This window comes from Bacillus paramobilis (assembly GCF_038096195.1).
Taxonomy (GTDB): domain Bacteria; phylum Bacillota; class Bacilli; order Bacillales; family Bacillaceae_G; genus Bacillus_A; species Bacillus_A mobilis.
Genome location: NZ_CP151108.1, coordinates 5,137,501 through 5,161,833, shown reverse-complemented (window position 1 = coordinate 5,161,833; position 24,333 = coordinate 5,137,501). Strand labels below are relative to the sequence as shown.

Sequence of the window (24,333 nt, the reverse complement as noted above, 5' to 3'; positions counted from 1 at the left end):
TGAATTCTGTTAGATGAAAACTTGAAATTCTTTAAAGTGCCATGTATAATAGCAAAAGTAGAGAAAAGCAGATGCAAACAAAAAGATGCTTGCATCTAGACGAATAACATTGTATAATAGACAATGTTGGTCTTTGACTGCGATGAAGTGGAAGGTTGCTGACACACCCGGCCGCTTTGCCATGGCATGGTGTGGGGAAATTTCCATGGAGAAGGTCTATTTTAGAAATAGGCGAACGAAGGAGGGAAAATAATGGCAAAAGAAAAAATTCGTATCCGTTTAAAAGCTTATGATCACCGTATTCTTGATCAATCAGCTGAGAAAATTGTAGAAACAGCTAAGCGTTCTGGGGCAACAGTTTCTGGTCCGATCCCATTACCAACTGAGAAGACTATTTACACAATTCTTCGTGCTGTTCATAAGTACAAAGATTCTCGTGAGCAATTCGAAATGCGCACACACAAACGTTTAATCGATATCGTGAGTCCTACTCCACAAACAGTAGATTCATTAATGCGTTTAGACTTACCGTCTGGTGTAGATATCGAAATCAAACTATAATTCATATAACTTAAAAATGTAGGAGGTGTAACTCATGACCAAAGGAATCTTAGGAAGAAAGATCGGTATGACTCAAGTATTTGCTGAGAACGGTGAGTTAATCCCAGTAACAGTTATCGCTGCTAATCCAAACGTTGTTCTTCAAAAGAAAACAACTGAAACTGATGGCTACAATGCAATCCAGTTAGGATTTGAAGATAAACGTGAAAAGTTAACTAACAAACCTGAACAAGGCCACACTGCTAAAGCATCTACAACTCCTAAGCGCTTCATTCGCGAAATCCGCGATGCAGACGTGGACGGATTAGAGGTTGGTCAAGAGGTAAAAGTTGAAGTTTTCGCTGCAGGTGAAATCGTTGACGTAACAGGAATTTCTAAAGGTAAAGGTTTCCAAGGTGTTATCAAACGCCACGGACAATCTCGCGGACCTATGTCTCATGGTTCTCGCTATCACCGTCGTCCAGGTTCAATGGGCCCAGTTGCTCCGAACCGTGTATTCAAAGGTAAAAAACTTGCTGGACGTATGGGTGGAGACCAAGTTACTATCCAAAACTTAGAAATCGTTCAAGTTGACACTGAGCGCAACTTATTACTAGTAAAAGGTAACGTTCCAGGTGCTAAGAAATCTCTTGTAGTTGTTCAAGGCGCTGTGAAGGTTAGCAAATAATTCACATAGGAAGGAGGAATTCCAATGCCAAAAGTTACTGTATATAACCAAACTGGTTCACAGGTTGGTGAAATCGAATTAGCTGAAGCTATTTTCGGTATCGAACCAAATGAAGCTGTACTTTTCGAAGCTGTAATGATGCAACGTGCATCTTTACGTCAAGGTACACACAAAGTAAAAACTCGTTCTGAAGTTCGTGGTGGTGGTCGTAAACCATGGCGTCAAAAAGGAACTGGACGTGCTCGTCAAGGGTCTATCCGCTCTCCTCAATGGCGTGGTGGTGGTACGGTATTCGGACCTACACCAAGAAGCTATGCGTACAAACTTCCTAAGAAGGTGCGTCGTTTAGCAATCAAATCTGCATTAGCTACTAAAGTAGTTGAGAACAACATTGTAGTTCTTGAAGACCTAGTGTTAAATGCACCAAAAACAAAAGACATGCTAGCAGTACTTAAAGGATTAACTGTTGAGAAGAAAGCTCTTATCGTAACTGCTGATGCAAACGAATCTGTAGAGTTATCTGCTCGCAATATCCCTGGAGTAACAGTAATCACTGCTGATGGCGTAAACGTTTTAGACGTGCTTCATCATGATAAGCTAATCATGACAAAAGCGGCAGTGGAAAAAGTAGAGGAGGTGCTTGCATAATGAGAGATCCTCGTGATATCATTAAGCGCCCAGTTATCACTGAACGTTCTATGGAAATGATGGCTGAAAAAAAATACACGTTCGATGTGGACGTTAAATCTAATAAAACAGAAGTTAAAGATGCTCTTGAAGCGATCTTTGGTGTTAAAGTAGAAAAAGTGAACATCATGAACTACAAGCCGAAAGCAAAACGCGTTGGTCGTCACGCTGGTTTTACTAGCCGTCGTCGTAAAGCAATCGTTAAGCTAACTGCTGACAGCAAAGAAATCGAAATCTTCCAAGGCGTTTAATTCTTACTAAAGAAGGAGGGAAATTGAGATGGGAATTAAAAAGTATAATCCAACTACTAACGGTCGTCGTAATATGACTACGAATGATTTCGCTGAAATCACGACTGACAGACCAGAAAAGTCATTACTTGCTCCTTTAAGCAAGAAAGCTGGTCGTAATAACCAAGGTAAAATTACTGTACGTCATCAAGGTGGCGGACATAAGCGTCAATACCGTATCATCGACTTTAAGCGTAACAAAGATGGAATTCCAGGACGCGTTGCTACGATCGAATACGATCCAAACCGCTCTGCGAATATCGCATTAATTAACTACGTTGACGGTGAAAAACGTTACATTCTTGCTCCTAAGAACTTAGAAGTAGGTATGGAAGTTATGTCTGGCCCAGAAGCTGACATCAAAATCGGTAACGCATTACCATTAATCAACATTCCAGTAGGTACTGTTGTTCATAACATCGAGCTTAAGCCTGGTCGTGGCGGACAATTAGTTCGTTCTGCTGGTACATCTGCTCAAGTACTTGGTAAAGAAGGTAAATACGTACTTGTACGTTTAACTTCTGGTGAAGTACGTCTTGTATTATCTGCTTGTCGCGCTTCAATCGGTCAAGTAGGTAACGAACAACACGAACTTATCAAGATCGGTAAAGCAGGTCGCTCTCGCTGGTTAGGTAAACGCCCAACAGTTCGTGGTTCTGTAATGAACCCGGTTGATCACCCACACGGTGGTGGTGAAGGACGTTCTCCAATCGGACGTAAGTCTCCAATGTCTCCATGGGGTAAACCAACTCTTGGATTCAAGACTCGTAAGAAAAACAAAGCGTCTGACAAATTCATCGTTCGTCGTCGTAAAAAATAATGGGATTGTAGTACGGTTCATTTCTAGAACCGTACGCCAATCACGAAGGGAGGCACCAAAATGGCTCGTAGCTTAAAAAAAGGACCATTTGTCGATGATCACTTAATGAGCAAAATGGAAAAATTAGTTGCATCTGAGCAAAAACAAGTTGTTAAAACTTGGTCTCGCCGTTCAACAATCTTCCCTCAGTTCATCGGACACACAATCGCTGTATATGATGGTCGTAAACACGTACCTGTGTACATCACTGAGGATATGGTTGGCCATAAGTTAGGTGAATTCGCACCAACTCGTACGTATAAAGGTCACCTTGCTGACGATAAGAAAACTAGAAGATAATGAGAGGAGGCACTTCAATGCAAGCTAAAGCAGTAGCGAGAACAGTTCGTATTGCTCCTCGTAAAGTTCGTTTAGTAGTAGACTTAATCCGAGGTAAGCAAGTGGGTGAAGCGATTGCTATCCTTAACCACACACCAAAAACTGCTTCTCCAGTTGTAGAGAAAGTTTTAAAATCTGCAATCGCAAATGCAGAGCACAATTATGAGATGGATATTAACAACCTAGTTGTTGAAAAAGTTTTCGTTGACGAAGGTCCAACGTTGAAACGTTTCCGTCCACGTGCAATGGGTCGTGCAAGCCAAATTAACAAACGCACAAGCCACATCACAGTTGTGGTATCAGAAAAGAAGGAGGGATAATCGATGGGTCAAAAGGTTAATCCAATTGGTCTTCGTGTCGGCGTTATCCGTGACTGGGAATCTCGTTGGTTCGCAGAGAAAGATTATGCTACATTATTACATGAAGACATCAAAATCCGTGAGTACATTACTGTACGCTTAAAAGATTCTGCTGTTGCTAAAGTAGAAATCGAACGTGCAGCAAATCGTGTAAATGTTACAATTCACACTGCAAAACCTGGTATGGTAATTGGTAAAGGTGGTACTGAAGTTGAAGCACTTCGTAAAGCTCTTAACCAATTAACAGGCAAGCGTGTACACATCAACATTTTAGAAGTTAAGAGAGCTGATCTTAACGCTAAATTAGTAGGCGAAAACATTGCTCGTCAATTAGAAAACCGTGTATCATTCCGTCGTGCACAAAAGCAAGTTATTCAACGTGCTATGCGTGCAGGTGCTAAAGGTATTAAAACACAGGTTTCTGGTCGTCTTGGCGGAGCTGATATCGCTCGTGCAGAATCTTACAGTGAAGGAACTGTTCCACTTCATACACTTCGCGCTGATATTGACTATGCAGCAGTTGAAGCTGATACAACATACGGTAAATTAGGCGTAAAAGTATGGATCTACCGTGGAGAAGTCCTTCCTACAAAAAAGAAAGCTTCTGAGGAAGGAGGAAAATAATATGTTAATGCCAAAACGCGTAAAATATCGTAGAGAGCATCGTGGTAAAATGCGTGGTCGTGCAAAAGGTGGAACTGAAATTGCTTTCGGTGAATTCGGTTTACAAGCACAAGCTGCTTCATGGATTACAAACCGTCAAATCGAAGCTGCTCGTCGTGCAATGACTCGTTACATGAAACGTGGCGGTAAAGTATGGATTAAAATTTTCCCTTCTAAACCTTACACTGCAAAACCTCTAGAAGTACGTATGGGTTCCGGTAAAGGGGCACCAGAAGGCTGGGTAGCAGTAGTAAAACCTGGGAAAATTATGTTCGAAATCGCGGGTGTATCTGAAGAGGTAGCACGCGAAGCATTACGTCTTGCAGCTCACAAGTTACCTGTGAAATGTAAATTCGTAAAACGTGAAGAAAATGGTGGTGAATCTAATGAAAACTAATGATATTCGTGAATTAACCACTGCCGAAATCGAAACAAAAGTTAAAGCTTTAAAGGAAGAATTGTTCAATCTTCGCTTCCAACTTGCTACAGGACAATTAGAGAATCCAACTCGCATTCGTGAAGTGCGTAAAGCAATTGCTCGTATGAAAACTGTAGTTCGTGAAAGAGAGATCGGAATTAATCGATAAATTGAGGGGAGGTTTGCATAGTGAGCGAACGTAACCAACGCAAAGTTTATACTGGTCGTGTTGTGTCTGACAAAATGGACAAAACGATTACAGTTTTAGTTGAAACTTACAAAACTCATTCCTTGTACGGAAAGCGTGTTAAGTATTCTAAGAAGTACAAAGCCCATGATGAGCAAAACCAAGCGAAACTTGGCGATATCGTTAAAATCATGGAAACTCGCCCGCTTTCTGCTACTAAGCGTTTCCGTTTAGTTGAAATCGTTGAAGAAGCGGTTATTATCTAAATAGATGAATCGGAATTTTTAGTCCGAAGGGAGGTTTCATAAGATGATCCAACAAGAATCTCGTTTGAAAGTTGCTGACAACTCTGGTGCACGTGAACTTTTAACAATTAAAGTATTAGGCGGCTCTGGTCGTAAATATGCTAACATCGGTGATATTATCGTTGCTACGGTAAAACAAGCAACACCAGGTGGCGTTGTTAAAAAAGGTGACGTTGTTAAAGCAGTAGTAGTACGTACGAAGAGCGGAGCTCGTCGTCCGGACGGTTCTTACATCAAATTTGATGAAAACGCAGCGGTTATCATTAAAGACGATAAGAGCCCACGTGGTACTCGTATCTTCGGACCAGTAGCTCGTGAATTACGTGATAGCAACTTCATGAAGATCGTTTCTTTAGCTCCAGAAGTTCTATAATTTAAGGTATTGCCTTGCTAAGGAGGTGCAGAATTAAGATGCATGTAAAAAAAGGTGATAAAGTACAGGTAATCACTGGTAAAGACAAAGGAAAACAAGGCGTTATCCTTGTGGCTTTCCCAAAGCAAAACCGTGTTATCGTTGAGGGTGTTAACATCGTTAAAAAACACTCTAAGCCATCTCAATTAAATCCACAAGGTGGAATTATTACTAAAGAAGCACCTATTCACGTTTCTAACGTTATGGTTTTAGATCCTAAAACAGGTGAACCTACTCGCGTAGGCTTCAAAGTAGAAGATGGTAAAAAAGTTCGTATTGCAAAAAAATCTGGTGAATTATTAGATAAATAATTTTCTTAAGAAAGGAGGTCACTTCATTGAATCGCCTTAAAGAGAAGTTCCAAAAGGAAATTACTCCTGCTCTAGTGAGCAAGTTTAACTATAAATCTGTGATGGAAGTACCGAAAATCGAAAAGATCGTAATCAACACTGGTGTTGGTGACGCGGTATCTAACTCAAAAGCTTTAGACAATGCAGTAGAAGAATTAACACAAATCGCAGGTCAAAAACCTGTTGTAACTCGTGCTAAAAAATCAATCGCTGGTTTCCGTCTTCGTGAAGGTATGCCAATCGGTGCGAAAGTAACTTTACGCGGCGAGCAAATGTATGAATTCTTCGACAAATTAGTATCAGTTTCTTTACCACGTGTACGTGATTTCCGTGGTGTTTCTAAGAAATCATTCGATGGTCGTGGGAACTACACATTAGGTGTTAAAGAGCAACTTATCTTCCCTGAGATTGATTATGATAAAGTAAGCAAAGTCCGCGGTATGGACATCGTAATCGTTACTACAGCGAAAACTGATGAAGAAGCTCGTGAACTGTTAACACAATTCGGTATGCCATTCCAAAAATAATGGAAGCCAACGCTAAGTAGAGGAGGCGAAAACGTGGCTAAAAAATCTATGATAGCGAAACAAAAGCGTACTCCTAAGTTTAAAGTACAAGAGTATACACGTTGCGAACGCTGCGGTCGTCCGCATTCTGTATACCGCAAATTTAAGCTTTGCCGTATTTGTTTCCGTGAACTTGCATATAAAGGTCAAATTCCTGGTGTTAAAAAAGCTAGTTGGTAAAACCCACAAATGGGAAGGAGGTAAAACACATGGTGATGACAGATCCAATTGCAGACATGCTTACTCGCATCCGTAATGCGAACATGGTACGTCATGAGAAATTAGAGGTTCCTGCTTCTAAAATCAAAAAAGAGATCGCTGAACTTTTAAAACGTGAAGGTTTCATTCGTGATGTAGAATACATCGAGGATAACAAACAAGGTATCCTTCGTATTTTCCTGAAATATGGTGCAAACAATGAACGTGTAATCACTGGATTAAAACGTATCAGTAAACCTGGCTTACGCGTTTACGCTAAAGCTGATGAAGTACCACGTGTACTTAACGGATTAGGTATCGCTCTTGTTTCTACATCTAAGGGAGTAATGACGGACAAAGACGCTCGTCAATTACAAACTGGTGGAGAAGTAGTAGCATACGTTTGGTAATATATATTTAAAACGAACGGAGGTGTGACCACATGTCTCGTATTGGTAAAAAGATTCTTGAAATCCCTGCAGGTGTTACTATTACAGTTGCAGAAGACAATACTGTAACAGTAAAAGGCCCTAAAGGTGAATTAACTCGTACTTTCAATGCTGATATGCTTATCAAAATTGAAGAGAATACATTAACAGTTGAGCGTCCATCTGAACAGAAGGACCACCGTGCATTACACGGTACAACTCGTGCTTTAATCGGAAACATGGTTGAAGGTGTAACTGCAGGTTTCGCACGCGGACTTGAATTAGTCGGTGTTGGTTACCGTGCTCAAAAACAAGGTGATAAACTTGTATTAAGCGTAGGTTATTCTCATCCAGTAGAAATGACTCCGGAAGCAGGTCTTGAAGTTGAAGTACCTGCACCAACTAAAATCGTAATCAAAGGTATCGACAAGCAACGTGTTGGCGAATTTGCTGCTAACATCCGTGCTGTACGTGCTCCTGAGCCATATAAAGGTAAAGGTATTCGTTACGAAGGCGAAGTTGTTCGTCGTAAAGAAGGTAAAACTGCTAAGTAAACCCGTTAGGTGAGAGAAAGGAGTGACAAGAAAATGATCACTAAAGCTGATAAAAATGCGACTCGTAAGAAAAGACATGCACGTGTACGTGCTAAACTTACTGGTACTGCAGAGCGTCCACGTTTAAACGTGTTCCGTTCTAACCAACATATTTACGCTCAAGTTATTGATGATGTGAATGGTGTAACGTTAGTAAGTGCATCTACTCTTGATAAAGACCTTGCTCTTAACGGTACTAGCAATACTGAAGCTGCTACGAAAGTAGGAGAATCAGTTGCTAAGCGTGCTGTAGAGAAAGGCGTTAAAGAAGTAGTATTCGATCGCGGTGGTTACTTATACCATGGCCGTGTTAAAGCTCTAGCTGAAGCTGCTCGTGAGGCTGGATTACAATTTTAATGGTCAAAGGAGGGAAAATTGATGCATCGCATTGACCCAAGTAAATTAGAACTTGAAGAACGTGTAGTTACGATAAATCGTGTCGCGAAAGTTGTTAAGGGTGGTCGTCGTTTCCGCTTTGCTGCACTAGTTGTAGTTGGCGATAAAAACGGTCATGTTGGATTCGGTACTGGTAAAGCACAAGAGGTACCAGACGCAATCCGCAAAGCAATCGAAGACGCTAAGAAAAACTTAATCGCTGTACCATTAGTTGGTACAACAATTCCACACACAATCAACGGTCACTTTGGAGCTGGTGAAGTATTCTTAAAACCTGCTGCTGAAGGTACTGGTGTTATTGCTGGTGGACCTGTTCGTGCGGTACTTGAATTAGCTGGTGTACAAGATATTCTTTCGAAATCTCTTGGTTCTAACACACCAATCAACATGATTCGCGCTACTGTGAACGGATTAAGCGAACTTAAGCGCGCTGAAGATGTTGCAAAATTACGCGGTAAATCTGTAGAAGAGCTACTAGGTTAAGGAGGGAAAACAAATGGCGAAAAAGTTAGAAATTACCCTCACTCGTAGTGTAATTGGTCGTCCACAAGATCAACGTGCGACGGTAGAAGCTTTAGGTCTTAAAAAGTTGAATTCAACTGTAGTTAAGGAAGAAACTCCTGCTATTCTTGGTATGATCAACAAAGTTTCTCACCTTATAACTGTAAAAGAAGCTTAAGGATAACTCATTAATATAAGGAGGTGCCTGGGAATGAAACTTCATGAATTAAAACCTGCAGAAGGTTCTCGTAAAGTACGTAACCGTGTCGGTCGTGGTATCGGTTCTGGTAACGGTAAAACTGCTGGTAAAGGTCATAAAGGACAAAACGCACGTTCTGGTGGCGGTGTTCGTCTTGGCTTCGAAGGTGGTCAAACTCCATTATTCCGTCGTTTACCAAAACGCGGCTTCACAAACATTAACCGTAAAGAGTTTGCTATTGTAAACTTAACAACGTTAAATCGTTTTGAAGATGGTACAGAAGTAACACCTGAATTATTGCTGGAAACTGGCGTTATCAGCAAGTTAAACGACGGTGTTAAAATTCTTGCAAGCGGCGCAGTAGAGAAAAAATTAACTGTTAAAGCGCACAAGTTCTCTTCAAGTGCTAAAGAAGCAATTGAAGCAGCTGGCGGATCAGTTGAGGTGATCTAATGTTTCGTACAATCTCCAACTTTATGCGCGTTGCTGAGATAAGACGTAAAATATTATTCACTTTAGCGATGTTAATCGTATTCAGGATTGGCACGTTTATCCCAGTGCCATTTACAAATGGAGACGTACTGAAAGCACAAGATCAATTAAATGCCTTAGGTATCCTAAATACATTTGGCGGTGGCGCCTTGAAAAACTTCTCCATCTTCGCGATGGGAATCATGCCGTATATTACAGCATCCATCATCGTGCAATTATTGCAGATGGATGTTGTTCCTAAATTTTCGGAATGGTCGAAGCAAGGTGAAATGGGCCGTCGTAAACTAACGCAATTCACGCGTTACTTTACAATTGTTCTTGCGTTTATTCAGGGGTTTGGTATGTCAATCGGTTTTAACGGTATGGTAGGTGGGCAATTAATTTTGAATCCTGGTTGGAGCACTTATTTATACATTGCTACGGTACTGACTGCTGGTACTGCATTTTTAATGTGGTTAGGCGAACAGATTACATCTAAAGGTGTAGGTAATGGTATTTCCATCCTTATCTTTGGAGGTATTGCCGCAGCGATCCCAAGTGTTATATCTCAAGTGTATCAACAACAGTTTCAAAATATCGGAGATCAATTGTTCATGAGTATCGTTAAAGTTGCATTGATCTTACTAGCTGTGCTAGCGGTTATTGTTGGTGTTATTTTCATTCAACAGGCTGTTAGAAAGATCCCAATTCAATATGCGAAGCGTGTAACAGGAGGGAATGGGAATCATGCTGGAGCACAAAACACACATTTACCGCTTAAGGTAAATAGTGCGGGTGTTATTCCAGTCATTTTTGCTGTTTCATTCTTAATTACGCCTCCAACTATTGCACAGTTCTTCCCGAATCATGATGTATCGCAGTGGATCATTGCAAACTTTAACTATTCTCACCCAGTGGGAATGATCATATATGTTGCGCTCATTGTAGCCTTCACATATTTCTATGCGTTTGTTCAGGTTAATCCAGAGCAAATGTCAGAGAATCTAAACAAACAAGGTGGATATGTTCCAGGTATTCGTCCGGGTAAGAATACGGAACAATATCTAACAAAAATCTTGTATCGTTTGACCTTTGTAGGATCAATTTTCCTAGCAGCGATTGCAATCTTACCAGTTATCTTTACGAAACTGGGAAATCTTCCTCCATCTGCACAGATTGGTGGAACGAGTATGTTAATCGTTGTCGGCGTTGCTTTAGAAACAATGAAGCAGCTAGAAAGCCAACTGGTAAAACGCCATTACAAAGGGTTTATCAAGCAGTGAGTAAGTGGGAAGAATTGTCTTCCCTACATGCTCATGTACTCTGAGGGGGAACAAGGATGAACTTAATTTTAATGGGGCTTCCTGGTGCTGGTAAAGGTACACAAGCCGAACAGATTGTTGCCAAGTATAACATCCCTCACATTTCAACAGGAGATATGTTCCGTGCAGCTATGAAGGCTGAAACTGAAATGGGTTTACAAGCAAAATCTTTTATTGATAAAGGTGCACTTGTTCCAGATGAAGTTACAATCGGAATCGTTCGTGAACGTTTAAGTCAAGAAGACTGCGTAAGAGGTTTCTTACTAGACGGTTTCCCACGAACTGTTGCACAAGCATCAGCTCTTGAAGAGATTATGAAAGATCTTGGCAAAAAAATCGACTATGTTTTAAACATTAATGTGGATTCAGGGTTGTTATTAAAACGCCTTACAGGCCGTCGCATTTGTAAAGAGTGCGGTGCGACTTACCACTTAGAATTCAATGCGCCAGCAAAAGCTGACGTGTGCGATAAATGTGGTGGCGAATTATATCAACGCTCTGATGACAATGAAGAAACTGTAGCAAATCGTTTAGATGTAAATATTAAGCAAACAAAACCTTTGCTTGATTTCTACGAGGAGCTTGGTTACCTACAAAGCATTAATGGTGAGCAAGATATCAATAAAGTATTTGCTGATATCGATGTTCTCATCGGAGGCTTAGCGTAATGATAATCTGCAAAACTCCTCGCGAGATAGAAATCATGCGAGAAGCTGGCAGGATCGTTGCTTTAACTCATCAAGAGTTGAAACAGCACATTACTCCAGGAATTACAACGAAAGAGCTCGATCAAATAGCGGAAAAGACGATTCAAAAATATGGTGCTACGCCATCTTTTAAAGGATACAACGGATTTCCGGGGAGCATTTGTGCTTCTGTAAATGAAGAGCTTGTACACGGAATTCCAGGGAAGCGCAAGCTCAAAGAGGGCGATATCATCAGTATCGATATTGGTGCGAAATACAATGGGTACCATGGCGATTCTGCATGGACGTATCCAGTTGGAAGCATTTCTGAATCTGTTCAAAAGCTACTTGATGTCACAGAAAAATCGTTGTATCTTGGTCTAGAACAAGTAAAACCAGGCGAAAGATTATCAAATATCTCACATGCGGTTCAAACCCATGCTGAAGAGAATGGGTTCTCGATCGTTAGGGAGTATGTTGGTCACGGAATCGGGCAAGACTTACATGAGGACCCTCAAATCCCGCACTATGGTCCACCAAATAGAGGCCCTAGATTAAAGCCGGGAATGGTCATCTGTGTTGAGCCGATGGTGAATCAAGGAAGACGATATGTAAAAACACTATCTGATGACTGGACAGTGGTAACGGTAGATGGTAAATGGTGTGCCCATTTTGAGCACACGATTGCTCTTACAGAAGCAGGATACGAAATCCTTACCACTTTATAAGTAGCTGGCTCTCCGGGATTTCAGAGCAGTGTAAAATGTTACTGATTTGAAGAAGGGAGAACTATTGAATGGCTAAAGATGATGTAATTGAAGTCGAAGGTACCGTTCTTGAAACGTTGCCAAATGCTATGTTCAAAGTAGAATTAGAGAATGGGCATGTCGTATTGGCTCACGTTTCTGGTAAAATCCGTATGAACTTCATTCGTATTTTACCAGGAGACAAAGTTACGGTAGAATTATCTCCGTACGATTTAAATCGTGGTCGTATTACGTACCGTTTTAAATAATATAGCACTCCGTAATCTTTAAGGAGGTTCGAGACATGAAAGTAAGACCGTCAGTTAAACCAATCTGCGAAAAATGTAAAGTTATTCGTAGACGTGGAAAAGTAATGGTTATTTGTGAAAACCCTAAACATAAACAAAAACAAGGTTAATCAGAAGGAGGTGCATTCAGAATGGCACGTATCGCAGGTGTAGATATTCCTCGAGACAAACGCGTTGTTATTTCTTTAACTTACGTATTCGGCATTGGTCGCACAACTGCTGAAAAAATTCTTACTGAAGCTGGTATTTCTTCAGAAACACGAGTTCGTGATTTAACGGAAGACGAACTAGGACGTATCCGTGATATCATCGATCGTATTAAAGTTGAGGGAGACCTTCGTCGTGAAGTATCTCTTAACATTAAACGTCTAATGGAGATCGGTTCTTACCGTGGTCTTCGTCACCGTCGTGGTTTACCAGTTCGTGGTCAAAACTCTAAAAACAATGCTCGTACACGTAAAGGTCCACGTCGTACAGTAGCAAATAAAAAGAAATAATAAGTAAAGGAGGTTGAACTAACAATGGCACGTAAAACAAACACTCGTAAAAAACGTGTGAAAAAGAATATTGAAGCTGGTATAGCTCATATTCGTTCTACTTTCAACAACACAATCGTAACACTTACAGATACTCATGGTAACGCACTTTCTTGGTCTAGTGCTGGTGCACTTGGTTTCCGTGGATCTCGTAAGTCTACTCCATTCGCTGCGCAAATGGCTGCTGAAGCTGCTGCTAAAGTTGCAATGGAACACGGTTTAAAAACTTTAGAGGTTACTGTTAAAGGTCCTGGTGCTGGTCGTGAAGCTGCAATTCGTGCTCTTCAAGCTGCAGGTCTAGAAGTAACAGCAATTAGAGATGTTACTCCAGTTCCTCATAATGGATGTCGTCCACCAAAACGTCGTCGTGTGTAATTTTTCTGTATAGAATTTTCCCTTTTGTCTATAATGGATATGATGCATTATCGAGAAATTTCGTACAGAAACATCGCTTGTTGTGCACAATCGGGAACTGCCTAAGGGGGACTTTCGGTTAGACAGGGGGTATCCCTTTGTTTAACCGGGGTTTCGACGTTTTGAAGGAGGGTTTAGTTAATGATTGAAATCGAAAAGCCGAAAATCGAAACGGTTGAACTTAACGAAGATGCTAAATATGGTAAATTCGTAATTGAACCGCTTGAGCGTGGATATGGTACTACTTTGGGTAACTCCTTACGTCGTATTCTTTTATCCTCACTCCCTGGTGCCGCTGTTACTGCTATCCAAATCGATGGCGTATTACATGAATTTTCAACAGTTGAGGGCGTAGTAGAAGACGTTACGACGATCATCTTAAACTTGAAAAAGTTAGCTCTTAAAATCTACTCTGAAGAAGAGAAGACGTTGGAAATTGATGTGCAGGGCGAAGGTATTGTCACAGCTGCTGATATTACTCACGATAGTGATGTAGAAATCTTAAATCCAGATTTACACATTGCAACGTTAGCAAAAAATGCGCATTTCCGCATGCGTTTAACTGCAAAGCGTGGCCGTGGGTATACGCCAGCTGATGCAAATAAAAGCGAAGATCAACCAATAGGAGTAATTCCTATTGATTCTATTTATACTCCAGTATCACGTGTGACTTACCAAGTGGAAAAGACACGTGTCGGACAAGTGGCTAATTATGATAAGCTTACGCTTGATGTATGGACGGATGGAAGCATCGGGCCAAAAGAAGCTATCTCTTTAGGTGCCAAAATCTTAACTGAGCATTTAAATATCTTTGTTGGTTTAACTGATGAAGCACAAAATGCTGAGATTATGGTCGAGAAGGAAGAAGATCAAAAAGAGAAAGTTCTTGAGATGACTATCGAGGAACTAGATCTTTCTGTTCGTTCTTATAATTGCCTTAAACGTGCAGGAATTAATACTGTACAAGAGCTTGCGAACAAAACAGAAGAAGATATGATGAAAGTTCGTAACTTAGGACGTAAATCCTTAGAAGAAGTTAAACATAAACTTGAGGAATTAGGTTTAGGTTTACGTAAAGACGACTGAGGATTTAAACCCATCAACAAAGGAGGGAACTACGAATGGCATACAGAAAATTAGGCCGTACAAGTGCGCAACGTAAAGCTATGTTACGTGATTTAGCTACTGATTTAATTATCAACGAGCGCATCCAAACGACAGAAACTCGTGCAAAAGAACTTCGTTCTGTAGTGGAAAAAATGATCACTTTAGGTAAACGCGGAGATCTTCACGCTCGTCGTCAAGCAGCAGCTTTCATTCGCAATGAAGTAGCTAACGCTGAGACTGGTCAAGATGCACTTCAAAAATTATTCGCTGATGTAGCTCCACGCTATGCTGAGCGCCAAGGCGGATACACTCGTATTGCGAAAATTGGTCCACGTCGCGGAGACGCAGCACCAATGGTAATTATCGAGTTAGTATAATGATAATTAAAAGGGCAGGACAGTTCTTTTCAAGAAACTGGTCATGGCCCTTTTTTTTAAATATAAAAATAGGCTAACTCGGCGAAGGAAAGGGTGCCTTGTATTGAAAAAAGAGAAACTTCGGACAGAAAATATATCATTTCAATATCCTGGGGCAGCCACTTATGCATTACAAGATGTTTCATTTTCTTTGTATGAGGGAGAATGGGTATCTGTTATTGGACAAAATGGTTCAGGGAAGTCTACACTTGCAAAATTATTGAATGGTTTGTTTTTGCCGGAAGCAGGGACTATTACAGTAAATGATAAAATGGTTTTATCAGAGGAAACGGTGTGGGATGTTCGAAAACAAATTGGTATGGTATTTCAAAATCCAGATAATCAATTTGTTGGAACGACAGTGCAAGACGACGTTGTATTTGGCTTAGAGAATATCGGAATGCCAAGAGAACAGATGGTAGAAAGATTAGAGCAGGCTCTCAAACTTGTCCGTATGGAAGATTTTCTTAATGATGAACCTCATTCGTTATCTGGTGGGCAAAAGCAGCGAGTGGCAATAGCAGGCGTTTTAGCACTTCAGCCATCTATTTTGATATTAGATGAAGCAACGTCAATGCTAGATCCTCAAGGAAGACGTGAAGTAGTAGAAACGGTTAGACAACTTGTTAATCAAAAAGGTATTACCGTGTTATCAATTACGCACGATTTAGAAGAAGCGGCACAATCAGACCGTGTCATTATTTTAAATAAGGGAGAAATATTAGAGGAAGGGACTCCAGAGCAAATTTTCAAGTCCTCTCATATGCTCCAAGAAATTGGATTAGATGTACCATTTTCAGTGAAAATAGCAGAATTATTAAAAAGAAATGAAATTCTCTTGCAAAATACGCATCTTACAATGGAAAGCTTGGTGAACGAACTTTGGAGATTACATTCCAAAAAGTAGAACATCGTTATCAATATAAAACTCCATTTGAAAGACGCGCACTTTATGATGTAGACGTGTCGTTTCCAAGTGGGGGCTATTATGCCATTATCGGTCATACTGGTTCAGGTAAGTCGACGATGATTCAACATTTAAATGGTTTATTGCAGCCGACAAATGGCACAGTTCAAATTGGTGAACATTTCATTTCGGCAGGAAAGAAAGAAAAAAAGCTAAAGCCACTACGTAAAAAGGTAGGGGTTGTCTTTCAATTCCCAGAACATCAGTTGTTTGAAGAGACTGTGGAGAAAGATATTTGTTTCGGCCCTACTAATTTTGGGGTATCTGTAGAAGAAGCGAAGCAAAAGGCAAGAGAGGCAATTGAACTTGTAGGGTTAGAACCAGAACTGTTAACACGTTCACCGTTTGAGCTAAGTGGTGGACAGATGAGGCGTGTTGCGATAGCGGGCGTATTGGCGATGGAACCCGAAGTGCTTGTATTAGATGAACCTACAGCAGGACTAGATCCAAAAGGACAGAATGAACTTATGGAGATGTTTTATAAGCTACATAAGGAAAAAGGTCTTACAGTTATCCTAGTAACACATAATATGGAGGATGCTGCTAAGTATGCGGAGCAGATTGTAGTCATGCATAAAGGAACGGTCTTTTTGCAAGGAAGTGCAGAGGAAGTATTTTCACATGCTGATGAGCTAGAGAAAATTGGCGTGGATCTTCCTATGTCTTTAAAGTATAAACGTGCAATTGAAGAGAAGTTTGGCATTTCAATCCCAAAGGCTACCTTATCTTTAGAGGATCTTACTCATGAAGTTGTGCAGGTGTTACGAAAAGGTGGTCATGAATCATGCAGCAGTTGATTATTGGAAGGTATATTCCAGGGAATTCTCTTATTCATCAACTTGATCCACGTACGAAGCTGCTGATTGTCTTTTTATATGTATTTGTTGTTTTCTTGGCAAATAATGCGATTTCATATGGATTTTTATTTTTATATGCACTCATTGCTTTATTTTTTGCAAAAGTGCCGATTCGTTATGTACTTTCGGGCTTAAAACCAATTCTATGGATTTTTCTTTTTACATTTTTCCTGCATATTTTTACAAATAAAGAAGGGGAAGTACTATTCCAGCTTGGTTGGTTTTCAATACATGAAAAAGGATTAGAGCAAGGGATATACATTTCTATACGATTCTTCGTTATTATTTTAATGACGACATTATTAACGTTAACGACGACACCTATTGAGATTACAGATGGTTTGGAGACGTTATTAAAGCCGTTGAAGCGTATAAAAGTTCCTGTTCATGAAATCGCATTAATGATGTCAATTTCTCTTCGTTTTATTCCGACATTAATGGATGAAACGAGTAAAATAATGAAGGCACAATCGTCACGTGGTATTGATTTCGCAGGAGGACCGATAAAAGATAGGATGAAAGCTATTATCTCACTACTGGTTCCTCTATTTATCAGTGCTTTTAAGCGTGCTGAGGACTTAGCAATTGCTATGGAGGCTCGTGGATATCAAAGTGGCGAAGGACGTACTAAATTTAGGCAACTACGCTGGAAAACAAGCGATACAGTAACGATTATAAGCTTACTTTGCTTAGCTTGTATTTTGGCATGGGTGCGATCGTAATGGAGAATAGAGAAATGGATAGAATAAAATGTACGGTTGCATATGATGGCATGCATTTTTGTGGTTATCAAATTCAGCCGCAGCATCGTACTGTTCAACAAGAGATTGAGAAAGCTTTGCAGAAATTGCATAAAGGAGAACTTGTTCGTGTTCAGGCATCGGGCAGAACGGATTCTACCGTTCACGCTAAAGGACAGGTTATACATTTTGATACACCGTTGTCTCTTGAAGAGTGGCAATGGGGTAATGCATTAAATACAATGTTGCCAGATGATATTGTTATCAGACAGGTAGAGAAAAAAACAGAAGAATTTCATGCGCGTTACGGTGTTGAGAGAAAAGAATATCGTTATCGTGTGTTATTATCAAAGACTGCGGATGTATTCCGTAGAAATTATGTATATCAATATCCATATCCGCTCGAAATAAACTCTATAAGAAAAGCGATCCCTTATTTTATTGGAACGCATGATTTCACTTCTTTTTGTTCGGCAAAAACTGACAAAAAAGATAAAGTGAGAACAATTTATGAAATTGAGCTAATTGAGCAAGACGATGAATTAATTTTTCGTTTTGTAGGTAATGGATTTTTATATAATATGGTCAGAATTATTGTTGGTACGTTACTGAACGTAGGGCAAGGAAAGCTTGATCCAGACAGCATTCCAGAGATTCTAGCGAAACAAAATCGTCAGTTTGCTGGAAAGATGGCTCCTGGTCATGGGCTTTACTTATGGCAGGTAAACTATAACAACTAATCCTGGTGTAACATTTGCTTGACATTAGAAACTCAAAAGTATATCATAACATATGGTATTGTTTCTAAAACCACGATTAGCCCCGGAAGGAAATCGTGTTTAAGATAAACAATAGATTTTTTCTATGGAAAAGATAACGAGGAGGGAAACACATGCGTACGACTTTTATGGCAAAAGCTAACGAAGTTGAGCGTAAATGGTATGTGGTTGATGCTGAAGGTCAAACTTTAGGTCGCCTATCTACAGAAGTAGCATCTATTTTACGCGGTAAAAACAAACCTACATTTACACCACACGTTGACACGGGTGATCATGTAATTATTATTAACGCTGAGAAAATTCATTTAACAGGTAATAAATTAAACGATAAAATTTACTACCGTCACACTAACCACCCAGGTGGACTTAAACAAAGAACAGCTCTAGAAATGCGTACAAACTACCCTGTACAAATGTTAGAGCTTGCAATTAAAGGCATGCTTCCAAAAGGACGCTTAGGCCGTCAAGTTTCTAAGAAACTAAACGTGTATGCTGGAGCAGAGCATCCACACCAAGCACAAAAACCAGAAGTTTACGAACTTCGCGGATAATTAATTAAAGGAGGGCTTACTTTGGCACAGGTTCAATACTATGGCACTGGACGTCGTAAGAGTTCAGTAGCGCGCGTACGCCTAGTTCCAGGCGAAGGACGCGTTATCATTAACGGTCGTGATTTTGAAAACTATATCCCATTTGCTGCATTACGTGAAGTAGTGAAACAACCTCTAGTTGCAACAGAAACTTTAGGTAACTACGATGTACTTGTAAACGTAAATGGTGGTGGATACACTGGTCAAGCTGGTGCTATTCGTCACGGTATTTCTCGCGCTTTATTAAAAGCTGATCCAGAATACCGTCTAACACTAAAACGTGCAGGTCTATTAACTCGTGACGCACGTATGAAAGAGCGTAAAAAATACGGTCTTAAAGGCGCACGTCGTGCACCTCAGTTCTCAAAACGTTAATTTTTGCGAACTACAAACCCCAACCATTTTGGTTGGGGTTTTTTTATGTTTCATTCCTCTTTTGTAATTTTTGTAGTTTGGAATATTTTAGTGCTATCCTCTTGCGTATGCTTCTTCTTTAGAAGTTTAGACTAATACGTATTAGGGAGGTTTATAAGTACTATGAATGTCATTGTCAGCTTACAAGAAAAACAAAAAGAAAAGCAGCTGAAATATGAACGGAAGATGCTGCGAGAATTATCATTAAAAACATTACGTTCAAATATTAGAGATGCCTTTCAGATGCAGGAACTTCATCGTCAGTATGAAGATTACTGTATTGAATTAGGGATAGAATCGTATTTATTAGGAGCGAGATACAGTAAGTTTGGTTATTATGGTGAATCATTTTTTGATGTGAAATATAGAGCCTTAGAAGAAGAGCAACAATTAACGGAAACACTATTTCAATTTTTAACGAGCATGACTATGAGAGAAATTAAGTTACAAGATGAGGAATTACTTTTTGAATCTTGTCAGCAGTTTATTGGCTTATGGTGGCAGGAAGGATATGAAAAAGGTGAAAGAAGATATCGATTAAAGCTTCATTAAGACAAGCATAAACTTTCCTCTTGTCCCATATAAGTAATTAGAGGGACTAGCTGGAGGAGGAAAGGTATGAAGAGAATTCGAATTATCTCTTTTGCACTCGCTGCGGTTGTTTTGTTTTTTTTAGTCAAACAAGAATTTCAAATTACAAAATCGTGGCGAGCGTGGAATTTACCCTTATCAGGGAAAGTGATTGTATTAGATGCTGGGCATGGTGGGCCAGACGGAGGGGCTGTTGGTGGAAAAGATATTATAGAAAAAGATATTACGCTTGAGATTACAAAGAAGGTACAAGATTATTTACAAGAACAAGGTGCACTAGTTATTTTAACGCGTGAGGGAGATTATGATTTAGCTCAGAAAGATACAAAATCATATAGTAGACGTAAAGCAGAGGATTTAAAAAAGCGTGTAGAGATTATTAATAAACCTGATGTAGACTTTTTTGCGAGTATTCATTTAAATGCTTTAACTAGTAGTGGATCGAAAGGCGCACAAACGTTCTATTACCGTTCTTCGATTGAAAATGAACGTGCTGCGAAATTTATACAAGCTGAATTGAGAACGAGTTTAGAGAATACGAATCGTTCTGCTAAAACAATTTCTCATGTGTATTTATTAAAGTATGCGAAAACACCAGGTGCTTTAATTGAAGCTGGCTTTTTATCGAATGTAAACGAAAGGTATATGTTAAATTCGGAGAAATATCAGCAAAAGGTAGCGGCTGCAGTATATCGTGGTATATTACGCTATTTCACGGAAAAAGGAAATCCTCCAGAATAAGGAGGATTTTTTGAGTTTCTCTCGTTAACGAAGTTTTCCGAAAATATGTTATACTGGAAATGTAAACGCATTTATTTAAAAAATAAAGAGAGATAAATTTAATTAACATTACGTTATTTTTCATACAGGGGGCTGGGCTAATCATGGTAACGAAAGAGCAAGTAGTGGAAGCGTTAGAAGGGGTTGTAGATCCGTTTTTACATAAAACGTTAAAAGAAACAGGGGCAATTAAAGAGGTAACAGTTAAGCCTGAGAAGGAACATGTAAGTGTTAAAATTGCAATCGTAAAAACCGGTACAGCGGAACAAATGCAATTGCAATCTGGAATTGTAAAGTTAGTAAAAGAATTAGGAGCAGCAACAGTAGGGCTTCGCTTTGCAGAATTTACAGAAGAGGAATTAGCTCAGTTTGCACCGGAGCAAGAAGAAGAGCAAATTGAATCTTTATTGTCACCAAATTCAAAAACGACATTTTTAGCAGTGGCGAGTGGAAAAGGTGGGGTAGGGAAATCAACAGTTTCTGTTAACCTTGCTATTGCTTTAGCTCGTCTAGGGAAAAAGGTCGGTATCATTGATGCCGATATATACGGTTTTAGCGTACCGGATATGATGGGGATAGAAAAACGTCCTGTTGTAAGAGGGGATAAAATTATTCCAGTTGAGCGTCTAGGTGTAAAGGTGATCTCAATGGGATTCTTTGTAGAAGATAATGCACCGGTTATTTGGAGAGGGCCTATGCTTGGGAAAATGTTAAATCACTTCTTCACAGAAGTAGAATGGGGCGATTTAGACTATTTAGTTTTAGATTTACCACCGGGTACAGGTGATGTTGCGCTAGACTTACATTCGATGTTGCCGGCTTGTAAAGAGATTATTGTAACAACGCCACATCCAACAGCGGCATTTGTAGCAGCGCGTGCTGGAGCCATGGCTTTACGTACAGAGCATAGTATTCTTGGTGTTGTTGAAAATATGGCGTATTTTGAAAGTAAAACAACTGGTGAAAAGGAATATGTGTTCGGAAGGGGTGGAGGAGATAAATTAGCTACAGAACTTCAAACAGAAGTACTTGGCCGAATCCCACTTCAACAACCTGATTGGAATAAAGAAGACTTTGCACCATCAGTATATGAAGATACACATACGACAGGTCTTATTTATCGCACGATAGCTGAGACTGTAATTGATAAAATAGCTGTCGCGCAAAAATAAAATAATAATGAGTGGACGATACATATATTGTCCACTCATTATTATCGTTATAATTTTTACTGCTGTTCCTTTTTACCGTCTTGGGAACCACCTTCCCCGCCTGCTTCTTTTTTATCAGATCCACTTTTTTCGGCCTTTTGTACACCTTTACTAATAATATCAATCATCTTAGCTTGGAAGAGTGGGCTTTCAGCAGTTTCGGTTAGTACTTGTTGTAAATATTGACGGTATTCTTTGCTCTTCATCGTTTGTAACATCATTTTTTCTACTTCAGGGTTTTTCATAATTTCTATAACGCCTGCTTGGTATTCAGGGTCTTTTAGTAATGTTTTCATTAAGGTTGTTTGTTCTTTCCCCATACTTTTAGCGAATTTCGATGAGAACTCAGGGTCTTTAAAGAGCTTTTCCCAGAATTGTTGCCCTTTGTCGGATACCATTGCATCTTCAATCGTTTTCTTTACTACTGTTTCATCTAGTATGAGTGCTTGTTTCATTTTTTCATCAGTTAACACATCTTGAATGGCTTTCTTACCTTGATCGGTTTTTAAAATATCAACAATCATTTTCTTCGTTTGATCGTAATCAAGTTCGGACTTTGCTTCTTTTCCTTGTGCACATGCTACAAGTGCGAGGAATAGAAAAGAAGAAGTCAAAACGAGCAGCATCCGTTTCATAAGTTGGAACTCCTTTCAGCACAGTTCTCTCTTTTTAATATAAATATCTTTAGGGAATTTATACATCAACATGGCTAGCTTTTTGAAATTGTCATTGATACAATTTAATTAGAAATATAAGGATAATGGGGGATGTGTTGTGAATAGCCGCAAGTGGGTACGACTATTTTTTACGACGTTGTTTCTTGGTGGGATTAGCACGGTCATTATTGGGTTTGTTTTAGAGTGGGACAAGTACGCTAAATTTTTTCAAAATTTCGACGGAAAAGAAATTCTAGCAGTTTCCTTTTGGTTGATGGGTGTAGGATTTATTTTTAGTGTTATAAGTCAAATGGGATTCTTTGCTTATTTAACAATCCATCGTTTTGGGTTAGGTATGTTCCGTTCACCTTCTTTATGGAATGCAGTCCAGCTCTTCTTTATTGCATTCGTTTTGTTTGATTTCGTGTATTTAAGATCTGTATTGATTGCAAATGGGGAAGTTTCATTAGGGAATAACATACTTGTTGCTGGTGTGTTATTTATGTTCGGGGCCATTGTTGCTTACATAAAAAGTAAGGAAACAAATAAAAAGGCATTTGTGCCCGCTTTGTTCTTTATGGTTGTTGTAACAATTCTTGAGTGGGTACCAGCTCTTCGAATTAATGATACAGACTGGTTATATTTAATGGTGATACCACTTTTATTATGTAATGCATATCAGTTACTTATATTACATCGTTTAATTGGAAAGAGGAGTAAGTCGGCCTAATATAAGAGAGTTTGTACGAATGAAAAAAGCTCTATTACCTGAATGAGAGGTAGTAGAGCTTTTTATGTGTGAAAGTACAATGGAAAAGAATTACTGTACATCTTTACTTTTCGTACTTGTGTTGGAAATAAGTTGTGATACGGATATTTGCTCATATCCGTCACTCTTTAATTTTTGTAGAAGCAGCGGTAAAGCTTTATTTGTTTGAAGAGCAGAATCGGATGCATGTAATAAGACGATATCTCCACCTTTTAAATTATTAGAGACGGTGGAAACGATATTGTTTACACCAGGGTTTTTCCAATCGTTTGAGTTATTACTCCAATGAACGACAGTGTATCCGAGTGATTCTGCTATTTTTAGTGTTGCTTTGTTAAAGTCTCCACTAGGTGGACGCAATAGCTTGACTTGTTTCACACCGAGTTTTGTAAAAGCATCTTGCGCTCGTAAAAGATCTCTTCGTATTTCATTTGTCTCTAAAGAAGTGTAGGACGTGTAATTATAACCCATACTACCGATTTCATGTCCATCTTTTATGATGCGTTCAACAACATCAGGGTGTCTTTCTGCCCATGCAGCAGAAAGGAAGAAGGTTGCATTCTTAATATCTCTTTCTTTAAGTGTATCAAGGATTGGAATTGCTTTTTTGTCTCCCCAACTAATATCAAACGTGAATGCAACTTGTTTTTTAGAGATGTCTCCTTTGTAAATAACTTTAGGTCCTGTAGCAGTTGAAAAAGCAGATTCATGTGAATATGTTTTTAAAAAGAGAAGCCATGCTGTAAATAAGGAAAGTATCACTATTAAGCTAATGTGTTTAAAAGCTCGTTTACTCGTAATAAAAAAGAAAAACATAATATTACGCCCCTTTGTCCAATCCTTTTCAGTTACATATATGCTTTAAATATTAAAAAGAGAACAAAGGATTAATATCGTACGCAGTGGATATAATGAATGATAGGATTTTGATAAGTGAAAATGAGCGAAACGTTTAGTGCTTTGTAGGAAATGATTGAGGTGATGATTTGCTTGGG

Annotated in this window: 43 protein-coding genes (1 of these 43 only partly in view); 41 read left to right on the top strand and 2 right to left on the bottom strand. The window is 39.4% G+C overall.

Translation table 11 applies throughout. The features are described from left to right. The first annotated feature begins 252 nt into the window (after positions 1-252). The 39 genes from rpsJ (at position 253) to AABL52_RS26230 (ending at position 21,874) form a co-directional block, all read left to right on the top strand. The gene (rpsJ, locus tag AABL52_RS26420; protein ID WP_001040595.1) at positions 253-561 is read left to right on the top strand and encodes a 30S ribosomal protein S10; all 309 of its coding nucleotides are present in this window, start codon (positions 253-255) and stop codon (positions 559-561) included. Positions 562-595: 34 nt separating this feature from the next. Beyond that, entirely contained in the window at positions 596-1,228 is a 633-nt protein-coding gene (gene rplC / locus AABL52_RS26415) for a 50S ribosomal protein L3 (RefSeq protein ID WP_000160209.1), read from the top strand. Positions 1,229-1,252: 24 nt separating this feature from the next. Then, the gene (gene rplD, locus AABL52_RS26410; RefSeq protein WP_001127258.1) at positions 1,253-1,876 is read left to right on the top strand and encodes a 50S ribosomal protein L4; all 624 of its coding nucleotides are present in this window, start codon (positions 1,253-1,255) and stop codon (positions 1,874-1,876) included. Next, positions 1,876-2,166 (top strand): 50S ribosomal protein L23, encoded by a 291-nt coding sequence (gene rplW, locus AABL52_RS26405; RefSeq protein WP_001205558.1) that lies wholly within the window; start codon positions 1,876-1,878, stop codon positions 2,164-2,166. Before rplD ends, rplW begins: the two co-directional genes overlap by 1 nt. Before the next feature lie 28 nt (positions 2,167-2,194). Next, positions 2,195-3,025: a 50S ribosomal protein L2 gene (gene rplB / locus AABL52_RS26400; protein WP_000511582.1), complete on the top strand. Its 831-nt coding sequence runs from the start codon at positions 2,195-2,197 to the stop codon at positions 3,023-3,025. 60 nt (positions 3,026-3,085) lie between these two features. Continuing rightward, complete coding sequence (rpsS, locus tag AABL52_RS26395) at positions 3,086-3,364, top strand: 30S ribosomal protein S19 (protein WP_000124454.1); 279 nt, start codon at positions 3,086-3,088, stop codon at positions 3,362-3,364. 17 nt (positions 3,365-3,381) lie between these two features. Further along, on the top strand, positions 3,382-3,723 hold the full coding sequence (gene rplV / locus AABL52_RS26390) for a 50S ribosomal protein L22 (protein WP_001148024.1): 342 nt from the start codon (positions 3,382-3,384) through the stop codon (positions 3,721-3,723). A gap of 3 nt (positions 3,724-3,726) precedes the next feature. Continuing rightward, the gene (rpsC, locus tag AABL52_RS26385) at positions 3,727-4,386 is read left to right on the top strand and encodes a 30S ribosomal protein S3 (protein ID WP_000529958.1); all 660 of its coding nucleotides are present in this window, start codon (positions 3,727-3,729) and stop codon (positions 4,384-4,386) included. 1 nt (position 4,387) lies between these two features. Then, positions 4,388-4,822, top strand: coding sequence for a 50S ribosomal protein L16 (gene rplP / locus AABL52_RS26380; RefSeq protein WP_000928969.1), 435 nt, complete (start codon positions 4,388-4,390; stop codon positions 4,820-4,822). Next, complete coding sequence (rpmC, locus tag AABL52_RS26375) at positions 4,812-5,012, top strand: 50S ribosomal protein L29 (RefSeq protein ID WP_000855718.1); 201 nt, start codon at positions 4,812-4,814, stop codon at positions 5,010-5,012. The genes rplP and rpmC overlap by 11 nt, the downstream gene beginning before the upstream one ends. Positions 5,013-5,032: 20 nt before the next feature. Next, positions 5,033-5,296, top strand: a complete 264-nt coding sequence (rpsQ, locus tag AABL52_RS26370) for a 30S ribosomal protein S17 (RefSeq protein WP_000004106.1) — start codon at positions 5,033-5,035, stop codon at positions 5,294-5,296. 43 nt (positions 5,297-5,339) lie between these two features. After that, entirely contained in the window at positions 5,340-5,708 is a 369-nt protein-coding gene (gene rplN, locus AABL52_RS26365; RefSeq protein WP_000615912.1) for a 50S ribosomal protein L14, read from the top strand. Between the two features lie 38 nt (positions 5,709-5,746). Further along, entirely contained in the window at positions 5,747-6,058 is a 312-nt protein-coding gene (gene rplX, locus AABL52_RS26360) for a 50S ribosomal protein L24 (RefSeq protein ID WP_000558201.1), read from the top strand. A 26-nt stretch (positions 6,059-6,084) separates the two neighbouring features. Continuing rightward, a complete protein-coding gene (rplE, locus tag AABL52_RS26355) occupies positions 6,085-6,624 on the top strand; it encodes a 50S ribosomal protein L5 (protein ID WP_001080829.1) in 540 nt (179 codons plus the stop codon). A 33-nt stretch (positions 6,625-6,657) separates the two neighbouring features. Further along, the gene (gene rpsN / locus AABL52_RS26350; protein WP_001085700.1) at positions 6,658-6,843 is read left to right on the top strand and encodes a 30S ribosomal protein S14; all 186 of its coding nucleotides are present in this window, start codon (positions 6,658-6,660) and stop codon (positions 6,841-6,843) included. A 29-nt stretch (positions 6,844-6,872) separates the two neighbouring features. Then, on the top strand, positions 6,873-7,271 hold the full coding sequence (gene rpsH / locus AABL52_RS26345; RefSeq protein WP_000245511.1) for a 30S ribosomal protein S8: 399 nt from the start codon (positions 6,873-6,875) through the stop codon (positions 7,269-7,271). Positions 7,272-7,303: 32 nt separating this feature from the next. Further along, entirely contained in the window at positions 7,304-7,843 is a 540-nt protein-coding gene (rplF, locus tag AABL52_RS26340; protein WP_000086555.1) for a 50S ribosomal protein L6, read from the top strand. 33 nt (positions 7,844-7,876) lie between these two features. Continuing rightward, the gene (gene rplR / locus AABL52_RS26335; protein ID WP_000628818.1) at positions 7,877-8,239 is read left to right on the top strand and encodes a 50S ribosomal protein L18; all 363 of its coding nucleotides are present in this window, start codon (positions 7,877-7,879) and stop codon (positions 8,237-8,239) included. A 21-nt stretch (positions 8,240-8,260) separates the two neighbouring features. Beyond that, the gene (gene rpsE / locus AABL52_RS26330) at positions 8,261-8,761 is read left to right on the top strand and encodes a 30S ribosomal protein S5 (protein WP_000554646.1); all 501 of its coding nucleotides are present in this window, start codon (positions 8,261-8,263) and stop codon (positions 8,759-8,761) included. A gap of 13 nt (positions 8,762-8,774) precedes the next feature. Further along, positions 8,775-8,957, top strand: coding sequence for a 50S ribosomal protein L30 (rpmD, locus tag AABL52_RS26325; RefSeq protein WP_001085231.1), 183 nt, complete (start codon positions 8,775-8,777; stop codon positions 8,955-8,957). Between the two features lie 33 nt (positions 8,958-8,990). Continuing rightward, the gene (rplO, locus tag AABL52_RS26320) at positions 8,991-9,431 is read left to right on the top strand and encodes a 50S ribosomal protein L15 (RefSeq protein WP_000766082.1); all 441 of its coding nucleotides are present in this window, start codon (positions 8,991-8,993) and stop codon (positions 9,429-9,431) included. Beyond that, entirely contained in the window at positions 9,431-10,732 is a 1,302-nt protein-coding gene (secY, locus tag AABL52_RS26315) for a preprotein translocase subunit SecY (protein ID WP_000490122.1), read from the top strand. The genes rplO and secY overlap by 1 nt, the downstream gene beginning before the upstream one ends. Positions 10,733-10,788: 56 nt before the next feature. Further along, on the top strand, positions 10,789-11,439 hold the full coding sequence (locus AABL52_RS26310; RefSeq protein WP_001048992.1) for an adenylate kinase: 651 nt from the start codon (positions 10,789-10,791) through the stop codon (positions 11,437-11,439). Next, positions 11,439-12,185 carry a type I methionyl aminopeptidase gene (gene map / locus AABL52_RS26305; RefSeq protein WP_000582541.1) on the top strand — a complete coding sequence of 249 codons (747 nt, stop codon included), beginning with the start codon at positions 11,439-11,441 and terminating at the stop codon, positions 12,183-12,185. The genes AABL52_RS26310 and map overlap by 1 nt, the downstream gene beginning before the upstream one ends. A gap of 68 nt (positions 12,186-12,253) precedes the next feature. Beyond that, entirely contained in the window at positions 12,254-12,472 is a 219-nt protein-coding gene (gene infA, locus AABL52_RS26300) for a translation initiation factor IF-1 (RefSeq protein WP_001029884.1), read from the top strand. Positions 12,473-12,507: 35 nt separating this feature from the next. Continuing rightward, positions 12,508-12,621 carry a 50S ribosomal protein L36 gene (gene rpmJ / locus AABL52_RS26295; protein ID WP_000868344.1) on the top strand — a complete coding sequence of 38 codons (114 nt, stop codon included), beginning with the start codon at positions 12,508-12,510 and terminating at the stop codon, positions 12,619-12,621. Positions 12,622-12,642: 21 nt separating this feature from the next. After that, positions 12,643-13,008 (top strand): 30S ribosomal protein S13, encoded by a 366-nt coding sequence (rpsM, locus tag AABL52_RS26290; protein WP_000090790.1) that lies wholly within the window; start codon positions 12,643-12,645, stop codon positions 13,006-13,008. Positions 13,009-13,032: 24 nt separating this feature from the next. Next, on the top strand, positions 13,033-13,422 hold the full coding sequence (gene rpsK, locus AABL52_RS26285; protein ID WP_000101797.1) for a 30S ribosomal protein S11: 390 nt from the start codon (positions 13,033-13,035) through the stop codon (positions 13,420-13,422). Positions 13,423-13,602: 180 nt separating this feature from the next. Further along, positions 13,603-14,547, top strand: coding sequence for a DNA-directed RNA polymerase subunit alpha (locus AABL52_RS26280; protein WP_000569644.1), 945 nt, complete (start codon positions 13,603-13,605; stop codon positions 14,545-14,547). Positions 14,548-14,582: 35 nt separating this feature from the next. Then, on the top strand, positions 14,583-14,945 hold the full coding sequence (rplQ, locus tag AABL52_RS26275) for a 50S ribosomal protein L17 (protein ID WP_000331490.1): 363 nt from the start codon (positions 14,583-14,585) through the stop codon (positions 14,943-14,945). Between the two features lie 103 nt (positions 14,946-15,048). After that, complete coding sequence (locus AABL52_RS26270; protein WP_341518706.1) at positions 15,049-15,891, top strand: energy-coupling factor ABC transporter ATP-binding protein; 843 nt, start codon at positions 15,049-15,051, stop codon at positions 15,889-15,891. Further along, complete coding sequence (locus AABL52_RS26265; RefSeq protein WP_000406519.1) at positions 15,867-16,748, top strand: energy-coupling factor ABC transporter ATP-binding protein; 882 nt, start codon at positions 15,867-15,869, stop codon at positions 16,746-16,748. The genes AABL52_RS26270 and AABL52_RS26265 overlap by 25 nt, the downstream gene beginning before the upstream one ends. Continuing rightward, complete coding sequence (locus tag AABL52_RS26260; RefSeq protein WP_001186532.1) at positions 16,736-17,530, top strand: energy-coupling factor transporter transmembrane component T family protein; 795 nt, start codon at positions 16,736-16,738, stop codon at positions 17,528-17,530. The genes AABL52_RS26265 and AABL52_RS26260 overlap by 13 nt, the downstream gene beginning before the upstream one ends. A 14-nt stretch (positions 17,531-17,544) precedes the next feature. Beyond that, a complete protein-coding gene (gene truA, locus AABL52_RS26255; RefSeq protein ID WP_097845671.1) occupies positions 17,545-18,288 on the top strand; it encodes a tRNA pseudouridine(38-40) synthase TruA in 744 nt (247 codons plus the stop codon). A gap of 152 nt (positions 18,289-18,440) precedes the next feature. Then, positions 18,441-18,878 (top strand): 50S ribosomal protein L13, encoded by a 438-nt coding sequence (gene rplM / locus AABL52_RS26250; RefSeq protein ID WP_001260795.1) that lies wholly within the window; start codon positions 18,441-18,443, stop codon positions 18,876-18,878. A 21-nt stretch (positions 18,879-18,899) separates the two neighbouring features. Beyond that, positions 18,900-19,292 carry a 30S ribosomal protein S9 gene (gene rpsI / locus AABL52_RS26245; protein ID WP_000079986.1) on the top strand — a complete coding sequence of 131 codons (393 nt, stop codon included), beginning with the start codon at positions 18,900-18,902 and terminating at the stop codon, positions 19,290-19,292. Between the two features lie 162 nt (positions 19,293-19,454). Then, on the top strand, positions 19,455-19,883 hold the full coding sequence (locus AABL52_RS26240) for a YbaK family protein (protein ID WP_001101006.1): 429 nt from the start codon (positions 19,455-19,457) through the stop codon (positions 19,881-19,883). 66 nt (positions 19,884-19,949) lie between these two features. Continuing rightward, complete coding sequence (gene cwlD, locus AABL52_RS26235) at positions 19,950-20,663, top strand: N-acetylmuramoyl-L-alanine amidase CwlD (RefSeq protein ID WP_000822445.1); 714 nt, start codon at positions 19,950-19,952, stop codon at positions 20,661-20,663. Between the two features lie 143 nt (positions 20,664-20,806). Continuing rightward, a complete protein-coding gene (locus AABL52_RS26230; protein WP_097845666.1) occupies positions 20,807-21,874 on the top strand; it encodes an Mrp/NBP35 family ATP-binding protein in 1,068 nt (355 codons plus the stop codon). Between the two features lie 56 nt (positions 21,875-21,930). Here the strand turns inward: AABL52_RS26230 and gerD are convergent, their stop codons facing one another. Continuing rightward, the gene (gene gerD, locus AABL52_RS26225; protein ID WP_063260924.1) at positions 21,931-22,548 is read right to left on the bottom strand and encodes a spore germination protein GerD; all 618 of its coding nucleotides are present in this window, start codon (positions 22,546-22,548) and stop codon (positions 21,931-21,933) included. A 139-nt stretch (positions 22,549-22,687) separates the two neighbouring features. Between gerD and kbaA the strand changes: the two genes are divergently transcribed. Next, positions 22,688-23,299 carry a KinB signaling pathway activation protein KbaA gene (gene kbaA, locus AABL52_RS26220; protein WP_001088506.1) on the top strand — a complete coding sequence of 204 codons (612 nt, stop codon included), beginning with the start codon at positions 22,688-22,690 and terminating at the stop codon, positions 23,297-23,299. A gap of 90 nt (positions 23,300-23,389) precedes the next feature. On the opposite strand, the gene pdaB is transcribed toward kbaA, so the two are convergent. Continuing rightward, positions 23,390-24,154, bottom strand: a complete 765-nt coding sequence (gene pdaB, locus AABL52_RS26215; RefSeq protein ID WP_000464698.1) for a polysaccharide deacetylase family sporulation protein PdaB — start codon at positions 24,152-24,154, stop codon at positions 23,390-23,392. A gap of 170 nt (positions 24,155-24,324) precedes the next feature. Here pdaB and AABL52_RS26210 point away from each other — a divergent pair, with 170 nt between their 5' ends. Further along, positions 24,325-24,333, top strand: the 5' portion of a protein-coding gene (locus tag AABL52_RS26210; protein WP_000900299.1) for a hypothetical protein. Its footprint extends 210 nt past the window's final position; only the first 9 of its 219 coding nucleotides appear in the window; it begins with the start codon at positions 24,325-24,327; its stop codon lies beyond the right edge, outside the window.